The following is a 16,166-nucleotide window of genomic DNA, read 5'->3' as shown; positions in this document are numbered from 1 at the left end:
TTTATCTAAGATTCACTGAAGTGAATCTCTACCTTAGGAATGGCTGCAATTGCACATAAAAATGCGCTCAGAAGTCATCTTACTTTTCCCTACGCTAGTATGAACTAGATCAGGTTCAGAGGGTAAAATCTCAGCCTGCAAGTTGCAGACACCCCTAAAGTGTGAAGCAAATGTAATAAAATTTGTTTAGAAGTTTCAGGTTTTAAGTTTCAAGTTTTTTGAAAACTGAAAACGGTGACTGAAAACTACGATTGTAATTAAAAGCTATTTAGTTCTCGTCCAGCAATTTTCAATATGATCGTTGACCATTCCAGTCGCCTGCATATGAGCATAGATAACGGTTGAACCAACAAATTTGAAACCACGTTTTTTTAGATCTTTGCTAATTGCATCAGAAATTGGAGTTGTGGCAGGAACATCTTTTAGACTCTTCGGATTATTGTCAATAGGTTTTCCATCTGTGAATTTCCATATATAATCAGAGAAAGTTCCAAATTCATCCTGAATTTTCATAAATGCCTGAGCATTTGTAACTGCTGACCTAATTTTGAGTTTATTTCGAACAATTCCTGTGTTTTGAAGTAATTCTTCGATCTTATCTTCGGGATAATTGGCGATTTTTTTATAATCGAAATTGTCAAAAGCTGTTTTAAAATTTTCTCTTTTGTTTAAAATGGTAATCCAGCTTAATCCCGCCTGAAAGGTTTCCAGGATTAAAAATTCAAATAGAGTAGGGTCGTCATAAACAGGAGTTCCCCATTCTTCATCATGATATTTTTTGTATAAATCGCTTGAACTGCACCAGCCGCAGCGAATGATGTTTTCGTTTTTCATTATTTTCCAATTTGCCAGCTGTAGCCTTTTACAGTTGGAATGTAAGCCGAACGGCCTATTATAACTAAATTATTATAGATTTTTTTGTTGTATTTAATGCCAATTGCATTGCCAGAAGTATATAGTTTATTTTCTTTAAATACCACTTTTAATCGCCCATCTTGAAGTTTAGCATCAGATATTTTTTCAATAAACCACGTTGAATGCCATTTAACTTCGATTTCATTTTGGGCAGTTTTGGTTACGCTTTTAACAAGTTTGACTGCTTCTTTTTGAATTTCAAAGTTTTGAGTAAGCTCTTTTTGAGTTAAGGTTTGCCCAATTTTACAGTTGCTTAATATTTTATGAAGGTTTGAAAAGCTTAATAATTTATTTTCGCTAGGGTCTTTTTTTGGTTCGGAAGCGGCGGTGCTAATTGGTGTTTTTGATTCTTGAGTGCGCTCGTTAATTTTGATTGGCTTTTTTACAGCAAAAGTATTTTTTCTACTAGAAACTGAGTCAGTAAGAATTTCTTTTTGTACAATGGTTTTTGAAGAAGCAGAGGAAATTTCTTTTAACGGTGCCGTTTTCAAAGAATTAACAGGGTACACTTTTTTCTTAGGCTGTTTTTTCTCGTCATTTCCGCAACCGAAAAAAAGGAAAGCGATAAGGAATACTAATATCGTACAGTTTTTTTTCATGGCTTTATTTTGGTTTATCCTTTGTGAGATGAGCCTTCCTCGTCCAAATATTTTTTTATCAAATGATGCCCCGCATAGATTAATGGGGTTAGTAAAATTGCAATTGATAATTTAAAAGTGTATCCAATTAAAGCGGAAGAAAGAAAAGTATCAAAATCAATTTTTCCAGGCAGCCAAAAAGCAATTCCAAGAACAATAAATGAGTCAAATAATTGCGAAACTACGGTTGAACCTGTTGTTCTAAGCCAAATTTTTCGCTCGCCTGTGCGTCTTTTAAAGAACCAAAAAATCCATACATCAATTAATTGAGATGCCATGAAAGCGATCAAACTCCCTACGATAATCCACATACTTTGTCCAAAAACAGCTTGAAATTGCTCGTCGTTTACAGGACTTATTCCTTTTGCAGCAGGAATTACTATTGCCATAAAAAGGATTAAAAATGCATAAGCGATCAAACAGGCAGTTATAAAAGAGAGTTTTTTTACCCCTTTTTCTCCAAAATATTCATTAATCAAATCGGTTGTTAGAAAAACAACAGGCCATGGCAAAATTCCAATGCTCATTACAAATGGGCCAATTTGAATTAGCTTTCCACCAATAAGTTCTGCAACAACTGCATTCGTTATAAATATTCCGGCAAGGACAACAAAAACAATTTCTTTTCGGGTTTTAAACATCTTAATTTGGTAAATGATGTTTCAAATTTAAACTATTTCTTTATAACTTAAAAAGGATTGATTTTAAATTAAGCTGTTGCATTTAAGAGAATCTGAAAGTTAAAATTCTATTTTGAACGCTGATTTTAGTTACATTTGGAACAATAATATATTAGTTAAAAAATAATGATAATGAAAAAATTAATGACAATTTTTCTCATGGGAACAACTTTTTTTGCGGCCACCGCACAAACAAATTCAGATAACCCATTGCTCAAAAACTGGACAGGGCCATATGGCGGAGTTCCTGCGTTTAATGAGTATAAGGTTGCGGATTTTAAGCCGGCAATTCAGTTTGCAATTCAAGAAAAACTAAACGAGATTGATGCTATTGCTAATAATCCGAAGGCACCGACTTTTGAAAATACAATTGCTGAGCTGGAACGTTCTGGAAAAACAATTACTAGGATTTTGACAGTATACGGAATTTACAGATCGAATTTGAGTACACCTGAGTTTAGTGCTGTAGATCGCGAGATGTCTCCTAAGTTTTCTGAATTCTCTGATAAGATTAATCAGAATAAAAAACTTTTTGCTAGAGTTGAGGCTTTGTACAATTCTAAAGAAAGTAAAAAACTGACCAGCGAACAACAGCGTTTAATCTGGTTGTATTATACTGATTTTGTTCGTGAAGGAGCTAAATTGAATGCGGCTGATAAAGAAAAAGTAGCTGATATTAATAAAAAACTAGCGAGTCTTTTTACTAAATTCAGCCAAAATTTATTGGCCGAGGAAAATAATCAATATGTAGCTTTAAAAACAGAAAGTGATTTTGATGGTTTACCGCTAGAAGTAAAAAATGCTGCTATTGCTGAAGCAAAAGAGAGAAAACTTGATGTTTTGGGCTGTATTGCTAATACACGTTCTTCAATTGAGCCATTCTTAACTTTCTCGAATCGTAGAGAGTTAAGAGAAAAAGCTTTCGATATTTTTGTGAAACGAGGTGATAATGGAAATGCAAATGATAATAATGCGACTTTGGTTTCTATTTTGCAATTACGTACTCAAAAAGCGAAATTATTAGGATTTCCAACTTTTGCAGATTGGAGTTTGTCTAATAAAATGGCGAAAGATCCTAAGAAAACATTGGATTTGATGATGTCTGTTTGGGAGCCGGCTGTAGAAAAGGTGCATCAAGATGTTGCTGAAATGCAGAAAATAGTAGATGCTGAAGGTGGAAAATTTAAAATTCAGCCTTGGGATTATCGCTATTATGCTGAAAAAGTTAGAAAAGCAAAATATGATTTAGATCAAAATGAGGTTAAGCCTTATTTGCAATTAGAGAATTTACGTGAAGGAATGTTTTGGGTTGCTGGAGAATTATTTAATTTAAGCTTCAAACAAGTTACAAATGTTCCTGTTTATCATCCAGATGTTCGTGTTTGGGAGGTGAGTAACAAAATAACGGGTAAAACAGTTGGGTTGTGGTATTTTGATCCGTATGCACGTGCTGGTAAACGTTCTGGTGCTTGGATGAATGCGTATCGTGATCAGCAAAAAATGGACGGTGAAGTGCTTACAATTGTATCTAATAACTGTAATTTTATTAAAGGTGCAGCAAACGAACCTGTTTTGATTTCTTGGGAAGATGCAACCACATTGTTTCATGAGTTTGGACATGCGCTTCACGGATTATGTTCTAACGTAACTTATCCTAGTTTGGCAGGAACATCTGTGGCTAGAGATTATGTCGAGTTCCCGTCGCAATTATTAGAGCATTGGCTGGCTACACCAGAAGTGTTGAATAAATTTGCATTACATTATAAAACAAATCAACCATTGCCTCAGTCATTAGTAGATAGAATTGAAAAAGCGGCTAATTTTAATGAAGGTTTTGCTACTGTAGAAACCATTTCTAGTTCTTTAATAGATATGAAACTGCACTTGGCAACTACAACTATTGATCCTCATAAATTTGAGAAAGAAACTTTAGACGCGCTTCATATGCCATCAGAAATTGTAATGAGACATAGAATTCCTCAATTCGGACATATTTTCTCTGGGGATGGTTATGCGGCTGGATATTATAGTTATTTATGGGCAGACGTGATTAATGCTGATGCTTGGGAAGCTTTTACAGAAGGAAAAGGACCTTATGATAAAGAAGTAGCTAAGCGTCTTTATGATAATGTTTTTAGTGTAGGAAATACTATAGATCAGGAGAAAGCATATGAGAATTTTAGAGGCAGAGCTCCAAAATCTGATGCATTAATGCGTGCTAGAAATTTTCCAATTGTAGAAAAGAAAAAGTAAAAATACTTTGTAATTATAATAGGCGCACTGCGGTGCGTCTTTACAATTTGATAAACATAAAAAGCCCGAATAAATAAATATTCGGGCTTTTTTTATTGAAATAATATATTAACCTAAAGTAACTCTTTTGAAACCTGTAATTTCAACATTGAATCCTTTAACGTAATCACCAACTTTTTTACTGTCATCTTTGATGAAGTTTTGATCAAGTAAAGCTTTTTCTTGATCTAAAGTAGTGTTGTCAGAAATGAAACGTTGTACTTTTCCTGGGATAATTTTGTCCCAAATTTGTTCTGGTTTACCTTCAGCTTTTAATTCAGCTTTAGCATCTTCTTCCGCTTGTTTTAAAACTTCTTCAGTTAATTGAGAGAAAGAAATATATTTAGGAACATTTTTTAAAGTTTTTCCTAAACGTTTTGCTTCTTCGTTATCTTTTTCGATTACAGCAATACGAGCAGCAAGTTCAGATTCAACGAAAGCAGGATCAAAATCTTTGTAAGATAATGTATCAGCTCCCATAGAAGCAACTTGCATAGAAACATCTTTAGTTAAAACGTCAGCGTTAGGAATTGCAGCAGAAATTGCAGTTAAAGCAGCAATTTTGTTAACGTGAACGTAAGATCCAACAAAAGCACCTTCTAAAATTTCGAAACCACCGATTTCGATTTTTTCTCCGATAACTCCAGTTTGCTCAATTAATTTTTCAGCAACAGTAATTCCGTTGAAATCTGAAGCTAAGAATTCTTCTTTAGAAGAGAAGTTGATAGCTCTTTCTACTAAATCTTTAGCTAAAGTTACGAAAGCTTCATTTTTACCTACGAAGTCAGTTTCACAGTTTAAAGTAATGATAGCTCCTTTAGTGTGGTCTGCATTGATGAAAGAAACAGCAGCTCCTTCAGAAGACTCACGGTCAGAACGGTTAGCAGCAACTTTTTGTCCTTTTTCTCTAAGGATTTGTATAGCTTTATCGAAATCTCCTTCAGCTTCAACTAAAGCTTTTTTACAGTCCATCATTCCGGCACCTGTAGATTGTCTTAATTTATTTACGTCTGCAGCAGTAATTGTTGCCATAATATTTTTGAATTTTAATGTTAAAAGTAAAAATTCCATCTTCTAAATCCCAAACTCCAATTTTATTAAATTATCAACATAACGTTTTTAATTTTGTATTTGGAGTTTGGAATTTAAAATTTGGAATTTAAAATTTGATTTATTCTTCAGTTGCAGGAGCAGCTTCAGCTTCAACAGCAGGAGCAGCTTCTTCAGCAGGAGCTTCAGTCTCTTTTTCAGAACCTCTGTCAGAAAGACCTTCGATTACTGCAGTAGTTACTAAAGATAAAATTTTGTCAATTGATTTAGAAGCATCATCATTTGCTGGAATTACGTAATCAACCTCTCTTGGGTCAGAATTCGTATCAACCATTGCGAAAACTGGAATGTTTAATTTTTGTGCTTCTTTTATTGCGATGTGTTCAGCTTTGATATCTACTACGAACAATGCAGCTGGTAGTCTAGACATGTCAGCGATTGAACCTAAGTTTTTCTCTAATTTAGCACGTAAACGATCAACTTGCAAACGCTCTTTTTTAGATAACGTCATGAAAGTACCATCTTTCTTCATTTTATCGATAGAAGACATTTTTTTAACTGCCTTTCTGATAGTTACGAAGTTAGTAAGCATTCCACCTGGCCATCTTTCAGTGATGTAAGGCATGTTTGCAGCTTTTGCTTTATCAGCAACGATGTCTTTTGCTTGTTTTTTGGTAGCTACGAATAAAATTTTTCTACCTGATGCAGCGATTTTTTTCAAAGCTTCATTAGCTTCTTCAATTTTAGCTGCAGTTTTATATAGATTGATAATGTGAATACCATTACGCTCCATATAAATGTAAGGAGCCATGTTTGGATCCCATTTTCTAGTCATGTGTCCGAAGTGAACACCTGCTTCTAGTAATTCTTTTACTTCTATTTTGTTTGCCATTTTTGTACTAGTTTACGTTCTGTTGATTAGCAATGTATAAATGGCGATTTCTCTGGCTTTATACATTTAGATGCTAAACTATATCCTACCTCGGTAGGAGAGCAACAATAACTGTGTTTTTTAATTTCAATAAATAATTGATAATGTCTTGTCCCATTTGAACAAGACAGGTAATATTAACGTTTAGAGAATTGGAATCTCTTACGAGCTTTCTTCTGACCGAATTTCTTACGTTCAACCATTCTTGGATCTCTTGTTAATAAACCTTCTGGTTTCAAGATAGCTCTGTTTTCGATGTTCACTTCACACATTACACGTGCTAATGCCATTCTTACAGCTTCTGCTTGACCAGTTGAACCACCTCCGTAAACGTTTACTTTTACATCAAAGTTACTTGCATTTTCTGTCATAGATAATGGTTGTAAAACTTTGTATTGTAAAGTTGCAGTTGGAAAGTAAGTTGCGAATTCTTTTTTGTTTACAGTGATTTTACCTGTTCCTTCAGAAACATATACACGTGCAACAGCGGTTTTTCTTCTACCGATTTTGTGAATAACTCCCATTACTTAAGATCGTTTAGGTTAACAGTTCTAGGTTTTTGAGCTCCGTGAGTATGCTCAGCACCTACAACAACATTTAGATTTCTAAAAAGTTCAGCTCCTAATTTGTTTTTAGGTAACATTCCTTTTACAGCTTTTTCTACTAATAATGCAGGGTTTTTAGATTGCAATACTTTAGCAGTTAAAGTTCTTTGTCCTCCTGGGTAACCTGTATGACGCATGTAAATTTTGTCATTCATTTTTGTACCTGTAAGGTTAATTTTTTCTGAGTTGATAACAATTACGTTATCTCCACAGTCAACGTGCGGTGTGTAACTTGGCTTGTACTTACCTCTTAAGATCATCGCAACCTTTGAAGCAAGACGTCCTAAGTTGTGACCTTCTGCATCAACAACAATCCACTCTTTAGTTACAGTGGCTTTGCTAGCTGAAATTGTCTTGTAGCTTAATGCGTCCATAATATTATTTTAATTAAACATTCCATCCCCAATAAAGGGGATGCAAAAGTACAATTAATTATTTTAAAACCAAATACCTTAAAAGAATATTTTATATCCTGAAAATCAGGCTCTCAGTTTTTATTTTTAAAACTAAAAAAAAACCAGCTTCACATTAAGGCGAAGCTGGTTCAATTTGTGGAGTGTTTTTGTTATTAAACAATAAAAATATTGGCAATATCTACAACTTGCTGAGTGGTTAAAGGTTCGTCGTAAGCTTCTGATCCTGCGGAAGCTCCAAAGGCCGCAGCAGTATTGAATCCTGCTTGAGTGGTAACTCCTTCGCCATCGTAAACCGCTTGAGTTGCTGACGGCATTCCTGCTCCTCGATCAGCATTCGAAATCCAGCCTTTTAATTTGCGGAGCCTTCGCACTTCAGACGCGTGACGTGCTTCGACAGAATGTATTTGCAGAGCTGCAGTCAATAAATCTGGTGTAGTTATTAAGTTAGCGGCTTGCCCTTTGTAAGCTCTCACGCCGGTATCTTCAAAAGCTTGTGCTAAGGCAAGAAAGGTTGGGTAATCGTGAAAAGGGTCAAATGTGCCGCCCACTGTAAAGTCAAAAGTAGGTTTAGGAACGAAGTTTGCACTTGCTGAACCACCTAATCCTGCGATTAAAAATTTAACGTGACTTGACTCGTGAGCTGCTATTTGTTGAAAGACTTTTAAATCCCGTCCACCATTTTCTAAGGCCGGAATGACACCAGAATCCAGCGCCATGGCATAAAACTCATTTTCAAGATATTCTAGTGTTAAGGCAAATTGTAAAGCCCCGATTGGGGTGGCGGGTGTTGGGGTGATATCTTTTGCTATTGCTTTATTTGCCAATGCTGATAATCCAAAAGGAATTGATGCCAGCGCCAGATTTTTACTGATATTTCCAAATTGTGAAAAACTGTCTCTTCGTGAACCTGTACTATTCATTATACTATCATCAGTAAAGGTTTCTATAAATTTTAAAATATTCATAATTTCTAAGTTTTAGCTCGTTAAGATTAAGGTAAATATTTGGCAGTAAATTTTGTAGTAATAAATCCGCCCGCAATTGGTAAGATTTTAGAAGGATCTTTTGCTACATCTAAGCCGTTTGAAGGGTTTACAATATCGTCGCCTGCAAAATCTTTGGAGTTCGGATTGATCAAGCTTCTTATTGCGGAAGCGTGTCTGGCTTCAACTGAAACAATTTTTCCTGCCAGTAATAAATAATCAGCGCTTTTAATTAGTCGTCCCGCGCCATTGTAAGCGGCAACGCCTGTATCTTCTAGTGCTTTTGCGGTAGCTAAAACTTCGTTACGGCTGTTAAAATTTAAAGAACCATAACTGAAGGCTAAGGAAGGAAGTAATTGAGAGCTTGGATCTGGGAGTGCTCCAGTCAAGGCAGCTTTAAAAAAATCTCTATGAACTACTTCATGGTGGTATAAGTCTGTTAAGACTTGACGCTCAATATCATTAAATACAGTGTTGAAATTTGATGAATTTACAACTTTAGTATAAAAATCGGCTTCTAATTGTTCTAAGGCGTATGCATAAGTAAGTACGCCAAAATCTCCAGAACCTAAATCAAAAACTCCATTTTTTATTCCGGGTAAGGAGTTGTCCTCCATATTATTATTGTTGTCATTGTCGCTGCAACCAGCTAAAACCAAACCTGCGGTAACTAATGTTAGTCCACTGAGCTTAAGAAAGCTCCTTCTATTATTCAGTGAAGGATCAACTTCATGAATTTTAACTTCGTTTTTCATAATCTAGGTTTTTATTAAGGTTAATAACATGCTATTAAGTTATTAACGAAATTTTAGCACTAGTGGTTTTAAATAATCGATGTTTTTGAATATTATTTCGAAAAGGCCTTATGATTTCAAATAGTAGCAGCAGTTTTTTGTTTTATTTTAGGTAATTCTACTATATTTGTATTAATTACATAAAATATTAATAGATGAAAGCTAAAGCAACTCTAAAACAAATTGCGAAAGAACTTGGTGTTTCTGTATCTACGGTGTCTAAGGCGCTAAATGATAGTCCGGAAATTAGTGAGCAGACGAAGGTGAAGATTAAGGAGTATGCCAAACTCAAAAATTATAAACCAAATGTTATTGGTCTGAATTTGAAGAATCGTAAGACTAAAACGATTGGAGTAATTATACCTAATATATTAAATTCTTTTTTCGCCAAAGTTTTTAGCGGAATCGAAAAAGTGGCAGATAAAAAAGGATATAACGTAATTACTTGTATTTCGAATGAATCTTTAGAGAAAGAAGTTCATACACTTGAAATGTTAAGCAACGGAACAATTGATGGTTTTATTCTTTCGGTTTCTGAAGAAGCGCAAAAGCTTCAAGATTACAACCACTTTTCGGCTATTATTAATGACGGGACTCCAATTGTAATGTTTGATCGTATTGCTGATGAAGTAGAATGCGATAAAGTTGTGGTAGATGATTTTGATTCTGCATTAAACTCGACTCAGCATTTAATTGATTTAGGATGCAAAAACATTGCTTTAATTTCTTCTGTAGATAATTTAAGTGTTGGAAAATTAAGAGCTGATGGATATTTAAAAGCGTTAAAAGACAATAATATTCCAATAAACGAAAAAATCATTCTTCGTACTGATTCAGAAGAAGATATGAAAGCTAAAATTGATGCTATTTTTGAAAATAAAATTGATGCGATTTTCGCTTTAGATGAAAATGATTCTGTTGCGGCTTTAAGAGTAAGTTTGAAAAAAGGATATAAAGTTCCTGAAGATATTTCGATAATTGGTTTTGCTGACGGAATTTTGGCTTCAAGACGTTTGTCTCCAAGTTTAACTACAGTAAGTCAGCACGGAATCGAAATTGGTGAAGTTGCGGCAAAAAGATTAATTCAGAGGTTAGAAGAGCCGGAAGGCGAAACTTCGGACTATGAAACTATCGTTATCAAAACAAAATTGAAAGAGCGAGAATCGACTAGAAAAGCATAAATAAAAAATATCCGTCTTTAAGGCGGATATTTTTTTTATAAAGAATACGGGAATTTAGGATTTTTATACTTTTTTAATTTTTCAAAAGGAACTAGAAATGATTCCTCACAAGATCTTGCGGCTCTGTAAAAGATTGGCGTGAATTCTATACCTTTTTCGGTGTAACTCCAAGACGGAAAATCCCAATATTCTTCATTGGTATAATCGCAAGGATCATCATCGTCATTTTTTGGTTTTTCGAAATGAAACTCTGAGTTAAGTACAGCTAGTAATTTAGGAGCAAAATAAGTACTTCTGTATTTTGAATAGTTATCAAAATTGCTTTGTTCTTCGGTGGTAACACTTTTATCAAATGCAATGATGTCATCTATTTCATAATCTTTTCCATTGTTTAGATCAATCAAATAACCACTTCCTCCAAAATCAGGATGCGCACCGCCACAGTAATAAGATGAAAACATTTCAAAACCCAATAAGTTTGTATTGAGGAAATTTATGGTAGTTCTTCCTTCGATCCCTTTTCCTTCACTATATTCAAAACTTGAAGAGCAGTTAAGCTGAGCTAATGTAGTTTGAATGTGTATATTTTCTAAAATTGGATTTATAACAGCCTTGTTTTTCTCTGAAAAATTATTTCCTAATCTAAAGAAATCCGAATCGCAATGTTTTTCAGAATACCAGACAAATTCCTTGTTATTGTAAATCGTGGTTTTTTGTTTTTTGAATTCCAAGAACTTATATTTTACCAGATTCAAACGTTCGTCATCAAACCTAATTGAGAGGTTTGATTTGTAATTATCAAAATTAACAGGTTCAAGATGAACAGCCAGTTGTTTGTCTTTAGCATCATACCAAAAACCATCGAAATTATTGCCTGATTTTTTCAGGTAAAACTTTTCAGTAACAATATCGCCGGGCTTAAAATAGAAAGTATAATTGTTATTGTCTTTTAATTTTGCTTCAAGTTTAATGTCTTTTAATGAATTTTTATAGAAATATACGGCGTTTAGATTAGTCTCATTATCCGATTTATAAACTTGAAGGGTCATATAGATTGTGCTTTTACCTAAAGTTCCTTCTAGATAATAAATTTTGTCCTGACAAAATGAAATCGTGGAGTACATTACAAATAGAAACAAAAAAACTTTTTTCATGATAGCCAATTTTAAAATGCAATATTATTTTGTTTTTTTGACAATGTACAAGTTTTTACTTTCATCGTCAGAAATTAAGGTAAACTTCAAATTTGGATTTGAATAATAATTGTATTTTTTTTAACAGCGTTTTCCATTTCTGTCCAGTTGTCTTTTGTAGTGCTGTATATTGATTTTTCCTTGTTGCTGTAATCATCCAAAAAAATATCTTCTTTTTTAAATTTTAGTGTGTCTTTTGCAAAAAGTATATTGACATAAGCAATTCCATCCCAGTAATAATAAGTATAAGGGCTGTTGGACTGGGTTTGTCCTGCCATATTTGAATTATATTCTACTTTTTGATAATATCGAACCTTTATTTTATTGTTTGGTATATCATGAAATACATTTTCATTATCAATCTTTTTATGCTGCTTCGAGCTTAGATCTCGGGCATTATTATATATATCTTCACCTGTGCCATAAACTACGTACCATTGGTTATTTGCATAATAAATTATAGATTCTCTTTTATCAGAAGGTATCGAGTGATCTCTCCAGCTATAAAAAGACTCTAAGTAAATACAATTGGGTACAATAGTATCATAATAATATTTAGATAATTTTTCAGCAGACCAACTTAAATCTTTGTTTACAGGAATAAATGCTTTTTTTGTTTTGTTCCCATCTACGGGCCAAGTTTGGTAATAAAGCAGGGCTTTGTTTACTATTTGTTTGTTAAGCAAAACAATCTCGCCAAATTCAGATTGATCAGATGAGGAAGTTTTAAAGCCTATTGTATCTAAAACTTTTCCAAAGGAATCCATTTTAAATAATGTGTTGCTGTAATTATCACCAGTATTTCCTCCCCCGTGATCATAAGGTTCAGAATTGGTAATTACTTTAACCATGATTTTATCACTTGAAATCTCAAGTATCTGAAACGTATAACAATATTTGGCTCCTTGTTGAAATATTGATATATAATGATTGCCAAATTTTTTAACTTCAGATAAATTTTTATAAGCCGCAAATTCACTTGGCAGTTTTTTGCGGGGAAAAAGATTTATTACAAAAGTATCCAAGCCTAAAGCTAAGCTAACATTGATCTGGTAGATTATAAATAAGACAACTATTGTTACAAGGGAATACGTTATCGTTTTTTGTTTCATTTCTGCCTTTCTAATGTGCTTCCAGCCAGTCTTTACCTAAGCCAAGTTCAACTTCTAAAGGAACAGAGAGTTTAAAAGCATTTTCCATTTCATGTTTGATCATGGGCTGGATTTTTTCTAATTCGTCATTATGTACATCAAACACAAGCTCATCATGTACTTGAAGCAACATTTTAGATTTCCAGTTTTCGTCTTGTAATTTTTTATGAATGTTAATCATTGCAATTTTAATTACATCGGCAGCGCTTCCTTGAATTGGCGCGTTTACGGCATTTCGCTCTGCTGCACTTCTTACAACTGCATTTGCCGAGTTAATGTCTTTTAGATAACGACGACGACCTAGAATGGTTTGTACGTAACCTTTTTCTCTGGCAGAATCAATCTGTTCTTGAATATATGATTTTAATCTTGGGTAAGTTTTGTAATAAGCATCGATCAAAGCAGCACTTTCACTTCTTGACAACGAAGTCTGATTGCTTAATCCGAAGGCAGAAACACCATATATAATTCCGAAGTTTACAGTTTTAGCATGGCTTCTTTGTTCGCGGGAAACTTCTTCCAGCGCTACATCAAAAACTTTTGCTGCGGTTGCTTTATGAATATCTTCTCCGTTTTGAAATGCTTTAATCATGTTTTCTTCGCCACTTAAAGCGGCAATAATTCTCAATTCGATTTGCGAGTAATCGGCAGAAATTAAAGTATGATTTTCATCGCGTGCTACAAAGGCTTTACGAATCTGACGTCCTCTTTCTGTACGAATTGGGATGTTTTGCAAGTTTGGGTTGTTAGAACTCAAACGTCCTGTTGCCGCAACAGTCTGCATATAATCAGTATGAACACGTAAAGTCTTTTTGTCAACTTGTTCTGGTAAAGCTAAGATGTAAGTACTTTGCAATTTTACCATCTGACGCCAATCTAAAATTTGTTTTACAATTGGGTTGTCATTTGCTAAATAAGTTAATACTTCTTCGCCGGTTGCATATTGACCAGTTTTGGTTTTCTTTTGTTTTGCTCCGCCAATTTTAAGTTTATCAAATAAGATATCTCCTAATTGTTTTGGAGAGGCAAGATTAAATTTCTCTCCAGCGGTTTCGTATATTTTTTGTTCTAAAGATTTGATTTCAACATCCATTTCTTTAGACATTGCGTTTAAAAAATCAACATCTAATCGAATTCCTTCGGTTTCCATTGCAGCTAAAACGCTTACTAATGGAATTTCGATTTCGTCAAATAATTTTTTAGTTTCAGTTTTGTCTAATTCTACAGTGAAGATTTCTTTTAATTGCAAAGTAACATCAGCATCTTCGGCAGCATATTCTTTAATGTCTTCAAGAGGAACATCACGCATCGAAAGCTGATTTTTTCCTTTTTTACCTATTAAGGTTTCAATTGATTTTGGAGAATATTTTAAATAGGTTTCTGCCAAAATATCCATATTATGACGCATATCTGGATTAATCAAATAATGCGCAATCATGGTATCAAAAAGCTTTCCTTTTACAGTAACGCCATAATTAGAAAGAATCTTTAAATCGTATTTAAGGTTTTGCCCAATTTTTTCGATGTTTTCATTTTCAAAAAACGGAACAAATTTGTCTACTAATATTTTTGCTTCTTCTTGATTTTCTGGAAACGGAACATAAAATGCTTTTCCTTTTTCATAAGAAAATGACATCCCCACAAGTTCTGCATGCAAAGCATCGATTCCTGTAGTTTCGGTATCAAAACAAACCGAAGTTTGGTTTTGTAAATTTTGTAAAAGCAATTTTACTCCTAAATCTCCTTGAATGGTTTGATAGGAGTGAGGTGTGTTTTCTAATGTGCTGTAAAAAGACGTTCTTGCAGTTTCTGTATCTTCATCTGCGGAAGCACTTCCAAATAAATCAAACTGTTCTTCGTTTTTTGGCTGTGGCTTTTTGTATAATTTGGCATCTGGAGCAGCTGCAGGAGCAGTTTGTGTTCCATCAGTTTTAAACAAGTTATCAAATTGTTCGGCCATTCTTCTAAATTCCAATTCTTGAAAAATCGCATCAGTTTTTTCAATATCAGGGCGCGTTAACTCATAATCATTCTCATCAAAAGTTACAGGACAGTCTAGTAAAATTGTTGCCAGTTTTTTAGACAATAAACCTTTTTCTTTATTGGCTTCAATATTCTCCTTCATTTTTCCTTTCAGCTTATCGGTATTAGCCAAAAGATTTTCCATTGTTCCAAATTCTTTCAACAGTTTTTTGGCAGTAACTTCACCAACGCCGGGAAGTCCAGGAATGTTATCGGCAGCATCTCCCATCATACCAAGAAAATCGATTACTTGTTCAGGGCGTTCGATTTCAAATTTTTCTAATACTTCAGGAACACCCCAAATTTCAATTCCATTACCCATACGAGCAGGTTTGTACATAAAGATGTTTTCAGAAACCAATTGAGCAAAATCCTTATCAGGAGTTACCATAAAAACTTTATAGTTCTCTTTTTCGGCTTGTTTAGCAATTGTTCCAATTAAATCATCGGCTTCAAAACCAGCAACTTCGATAATCGGAATGTGCATTGCTTTTAATAATTCACATATATAAGGTACCGCTATTTTAATAGCTTCAGGAGTAACATCTCTATTTGCCTTGTATTCTGGAAACAATTCATTACGTAATTGACTTCCGCCTTTGTCAAATGCTACGGCCAAATGGTCTGGTTTTTCTCTTTTAATAACATCTAAAAGTGAGTTCATAAAACCCATAATTGCAGATGTATCCATTCCTTTTGAGTTAATTCTAGGGTTTTTTATAAAAGCATAATAACCACGAAAAATTAATGCGTATGCATCTAGAAGAAAAAGGCGTTTTTGAGTTGACATATAAAAAATATTAGTCTGTAAAAATAAACAATTGAGGTCTCAAAAATTAAAGTTACAAGATTTTTTTTCCACTATATAAGCGATATAAGTTCAATTTAGCATCACGCATAGCGTAGAGACGCACTGCAGTGCGTCTAATATTTTAATGATCTAGAATATCTAAATGAACTTATATCGCTTATATGGTAAAAAAAGCAAAAGTTAATGTCAAGTTAAAATTTTTTATTCGGAGATTTCTTCATTTTCTCTTCATGTTACAGGGGTAATTTTGATCTGTAAAATAAAAGGAATTGAATATTAAATCTTAGAAATTATGAAATCGAAGATTCACGAAAACAAAAAAAGCAAACAGCTAAGCTTGAGTAGAAATTTATTAATGTTATTAGTCGCAGTTTTAGGAACAAGTGCAATGGTTCATGCATTTCCTGCAAAAGAGGGCAAAACGGTTCCTGCAAAAGAAGTAAAAGCAACAAAACACAAAAAAATAAATCTGATAAAAAAACAAAATCAGAAAAAATACAGCTT

At 33.8% G+C, this 16,166-nt stretch carries 15 protein-coding genes and 1 riboswitch; of the genes, 3 read left to right on the top strand and 12 right to left on the bottom strand.

The features are described 5' to 3' along the window. Positions 1-69: 69 nt before the first annotated feature. Positions 70-166: riboswitch (TPP riboswitch) on the bottom strand. Between the two features lie 98 nt (positions 167-264). Genes BOW55_RS09850 through BOW55_RS09840 form a run of 3 tightly spaced genes read right to left on the bottom strand, consistent with a single transcriptional unit; the run spans position 265 to position 2,194 of the window. Beyond that, entirely contained in the window at positions 265-834 is a 570-nt protein-coding gene (locus tag BOW55_RS09850; protein ID WP_129023982.1) for a DNA-3-methyladenine glycosylase I, read from the bottom strand. After that, positions 834-1,514, bottom strand: a complete 681-nt coding sequence (locus BOW55_RS09845; protein WP_129023981.1) for a hypothetical protein — start codon at positions 1,512-1,514, stop codon at positions 834-836. Before BOW55_RS09845 ends, BOW55_RS09850 begins: the two co-directional genes overlap by 1 nt. Before the next feature lie 14 nt (positions 1,515-1,528). Next, positions 1,529-2,194: a queuosine precursor transporter gene (locus tag BOW55_RS09840; RefSeq protein WP_089052684.1), complete on the bottom strand. Its 666-nt coding sequence runs from the start codon at positions 2,192-2,194 to the stop codon at positions 1,529-1,531. A 171-nt stretch (positions 2,195-2,365) separates the two neighbouring features. Here BOW55_RS09840 and BOW55_RS09835 point away from each other — a divergent pair, with 171 nt between their 5' ends. After that, entirely contained in the window at positions 2,366-4,486 is a 2,121-nt protein-coding gene (locus tag BOW55_RS09835) for a M3 family metallopeptidase (protein WP_129023980.1), read from the top strand. A gap of 108 nt (positions 4,487-4,594) precedes the next feature. On the opposite strand, the gene tsf is transcribed toward BOW55_RS09835, so the two are convergent. From tsf to BOW55_RS09805, 6 genes are all read right to left on the bottom strand, one after another. Beyond that, positions 4,595-5,557: a translation elongation factor Ts gene (tsf, locus tag BOW55_RS09830; protein WP_089052686.1), complete on the bottom strand. Its 963-nt coding sequence runs from the start codon at positions 5,555-5,557 to the stop codon at positions 4,595-4,597. A 139-nt stretch (positions 5,558-5,696) separates the two neighbouring features. Further along, a complete protein-coding gene (gene rpsB / locus BOW55_RS09825; RefSeq protein ID WP_129023979.1) occupies positions 5,697-6,467 on the bottom strand; it encodes a 30S ribosomal protein S2 in 771 nt (256 codons plus the stop codon). A 176-nt stretch (positions 6,468-6,643) separates the two neighbouring features. Further along, positions 6,644-7,030 carry a 30S ribosomal protein S9 gene (rpsI, locus tag BOW55_RS09820; RefSeq protein ID WP_017497947.1) on the bottom strand — a complete coding sequence of 129 codons (387 nt, stop codon included), beginning with the start codon at positions 7,028-7,030 and terminating at the stop codon, positions 6,644-6,646. After that, complete coding sequence (gene rplM / locus BOW55_RS09815; RefSeq protein WP_026983738.1) at positions 7,030-7,485, bottom strand: 50S ribosomal protein L13; 456 nt, start codon at positions 7,483-7,485, stop codon at positions 7,030-7,032. Before rplM ends, rpsI begins: the two co-directional genes overlap by 1 nt. Before the next feature lie 194 nt (positions 7,486-7,679). Next, positions 7,680-8,492 (bottom strand): ferritin-like domain-containing protein, encoded by an 813-nt coding sequence (locus BOW55_RS09810; RefSeq protein ID WP_129023978.1) that lies wholly within the window; start codon positions 8,490-8,492, stop codon positions 7,680-7,682. A 26-nt stretch (positions 8,493-8,518) separates the two neighbouring features. Next, positions 8,519-9,265 (bottom strand): ferritin-like domain-containing protein, encoded by a 747-nt coding sequence (locus BOW55_RS09805; protein ID WP_129023977.1) that lies wholly within the window; start codon positions 9,263-9,265, stop codon positions 8,519-8,521. Positions 9,266-9,459: 194 nt separating this feature from the next. On the opposite strand from BOW55_RS09805, the gene BOW55_RS09800 reads away from it, so the two are divergent. Continuing rightward, complete coding sequence (locus BOW55_RS09800) at positions 9,460-10,485, top strand: LacI family DNA-binding transcriptional regulator (RefSeq protein WP_129023976.1); 1,026 nt, start codon at positions 9,460-9,462, stop codon at positions 10,483-10,485. 35 nt (positions 10,486-10,520) lie between these two features. On the opposite strand, the gene BOW55_RS09795 is transcribed toward BOW55_RS09800, so the two are convergent. From BOW55_RS09795 to polA, 3 genes are all read right to left on the bottom strand, one after another. Next, positions 10,521-11,639: a hypothetical protein gene (locus BOW55_RS09795; RefSeq protein ID WP_129023975.1), complete on the bottom strand. Its 1,119-nt coding sequence runs from the start codon at positions 11,637-11,639 to the stop codon at positions 10,521-10,523. A gap of 86 nt (positions 11,640-11,725) precedes the next feature. Next, a complete protein-coding gene (locus tag BOW55_RS09790; RefSeq protein WP_164975023.1) occupies positions 11,726-12,790 on the bottom strand; it encodes a hypothetical protein in 1,065 nt (354 codons plus the stop codon). A gap of 10 nt (positions 12,791-12,800) precedes the next feature. Next, positions 12,801-15,641 carry a DNA polymerase I gene (polA, locus tag BOW55_RS09785; protein ID WP_129023973.1) on the bottom strand — a complete coding sequence of 947 codons (2,841 nt, stop codon included), beginning with the start codon at positions 15,639-15,641 and terminating at the stop codon, positions 12,801-12,803. 313 nt (positions 15,642-15,954) lie between these two features. Between polA and BOW55_RS20815 the strand changes: the two genes are divergently transcribed. Beyond that, positions 15,955-16,166: hypothetical protein (locus BOW55_RS20815; protein ID WP_164975022.1), on the top strand; the 212-nt coding region annotated here is incomplete at its 3' end.

Source organism: Flavobacterium sp. YO12, from assembly GCF_004119495.1.
Lineage (GTDB): Bacteria > Bacteroidota > Bacteroidia > Flavobacteriales > Flavobacteriaceae > Flavobacterium.
This window is presented reverse-complemented; position numbering and strand designations above follow the sequence as displayed.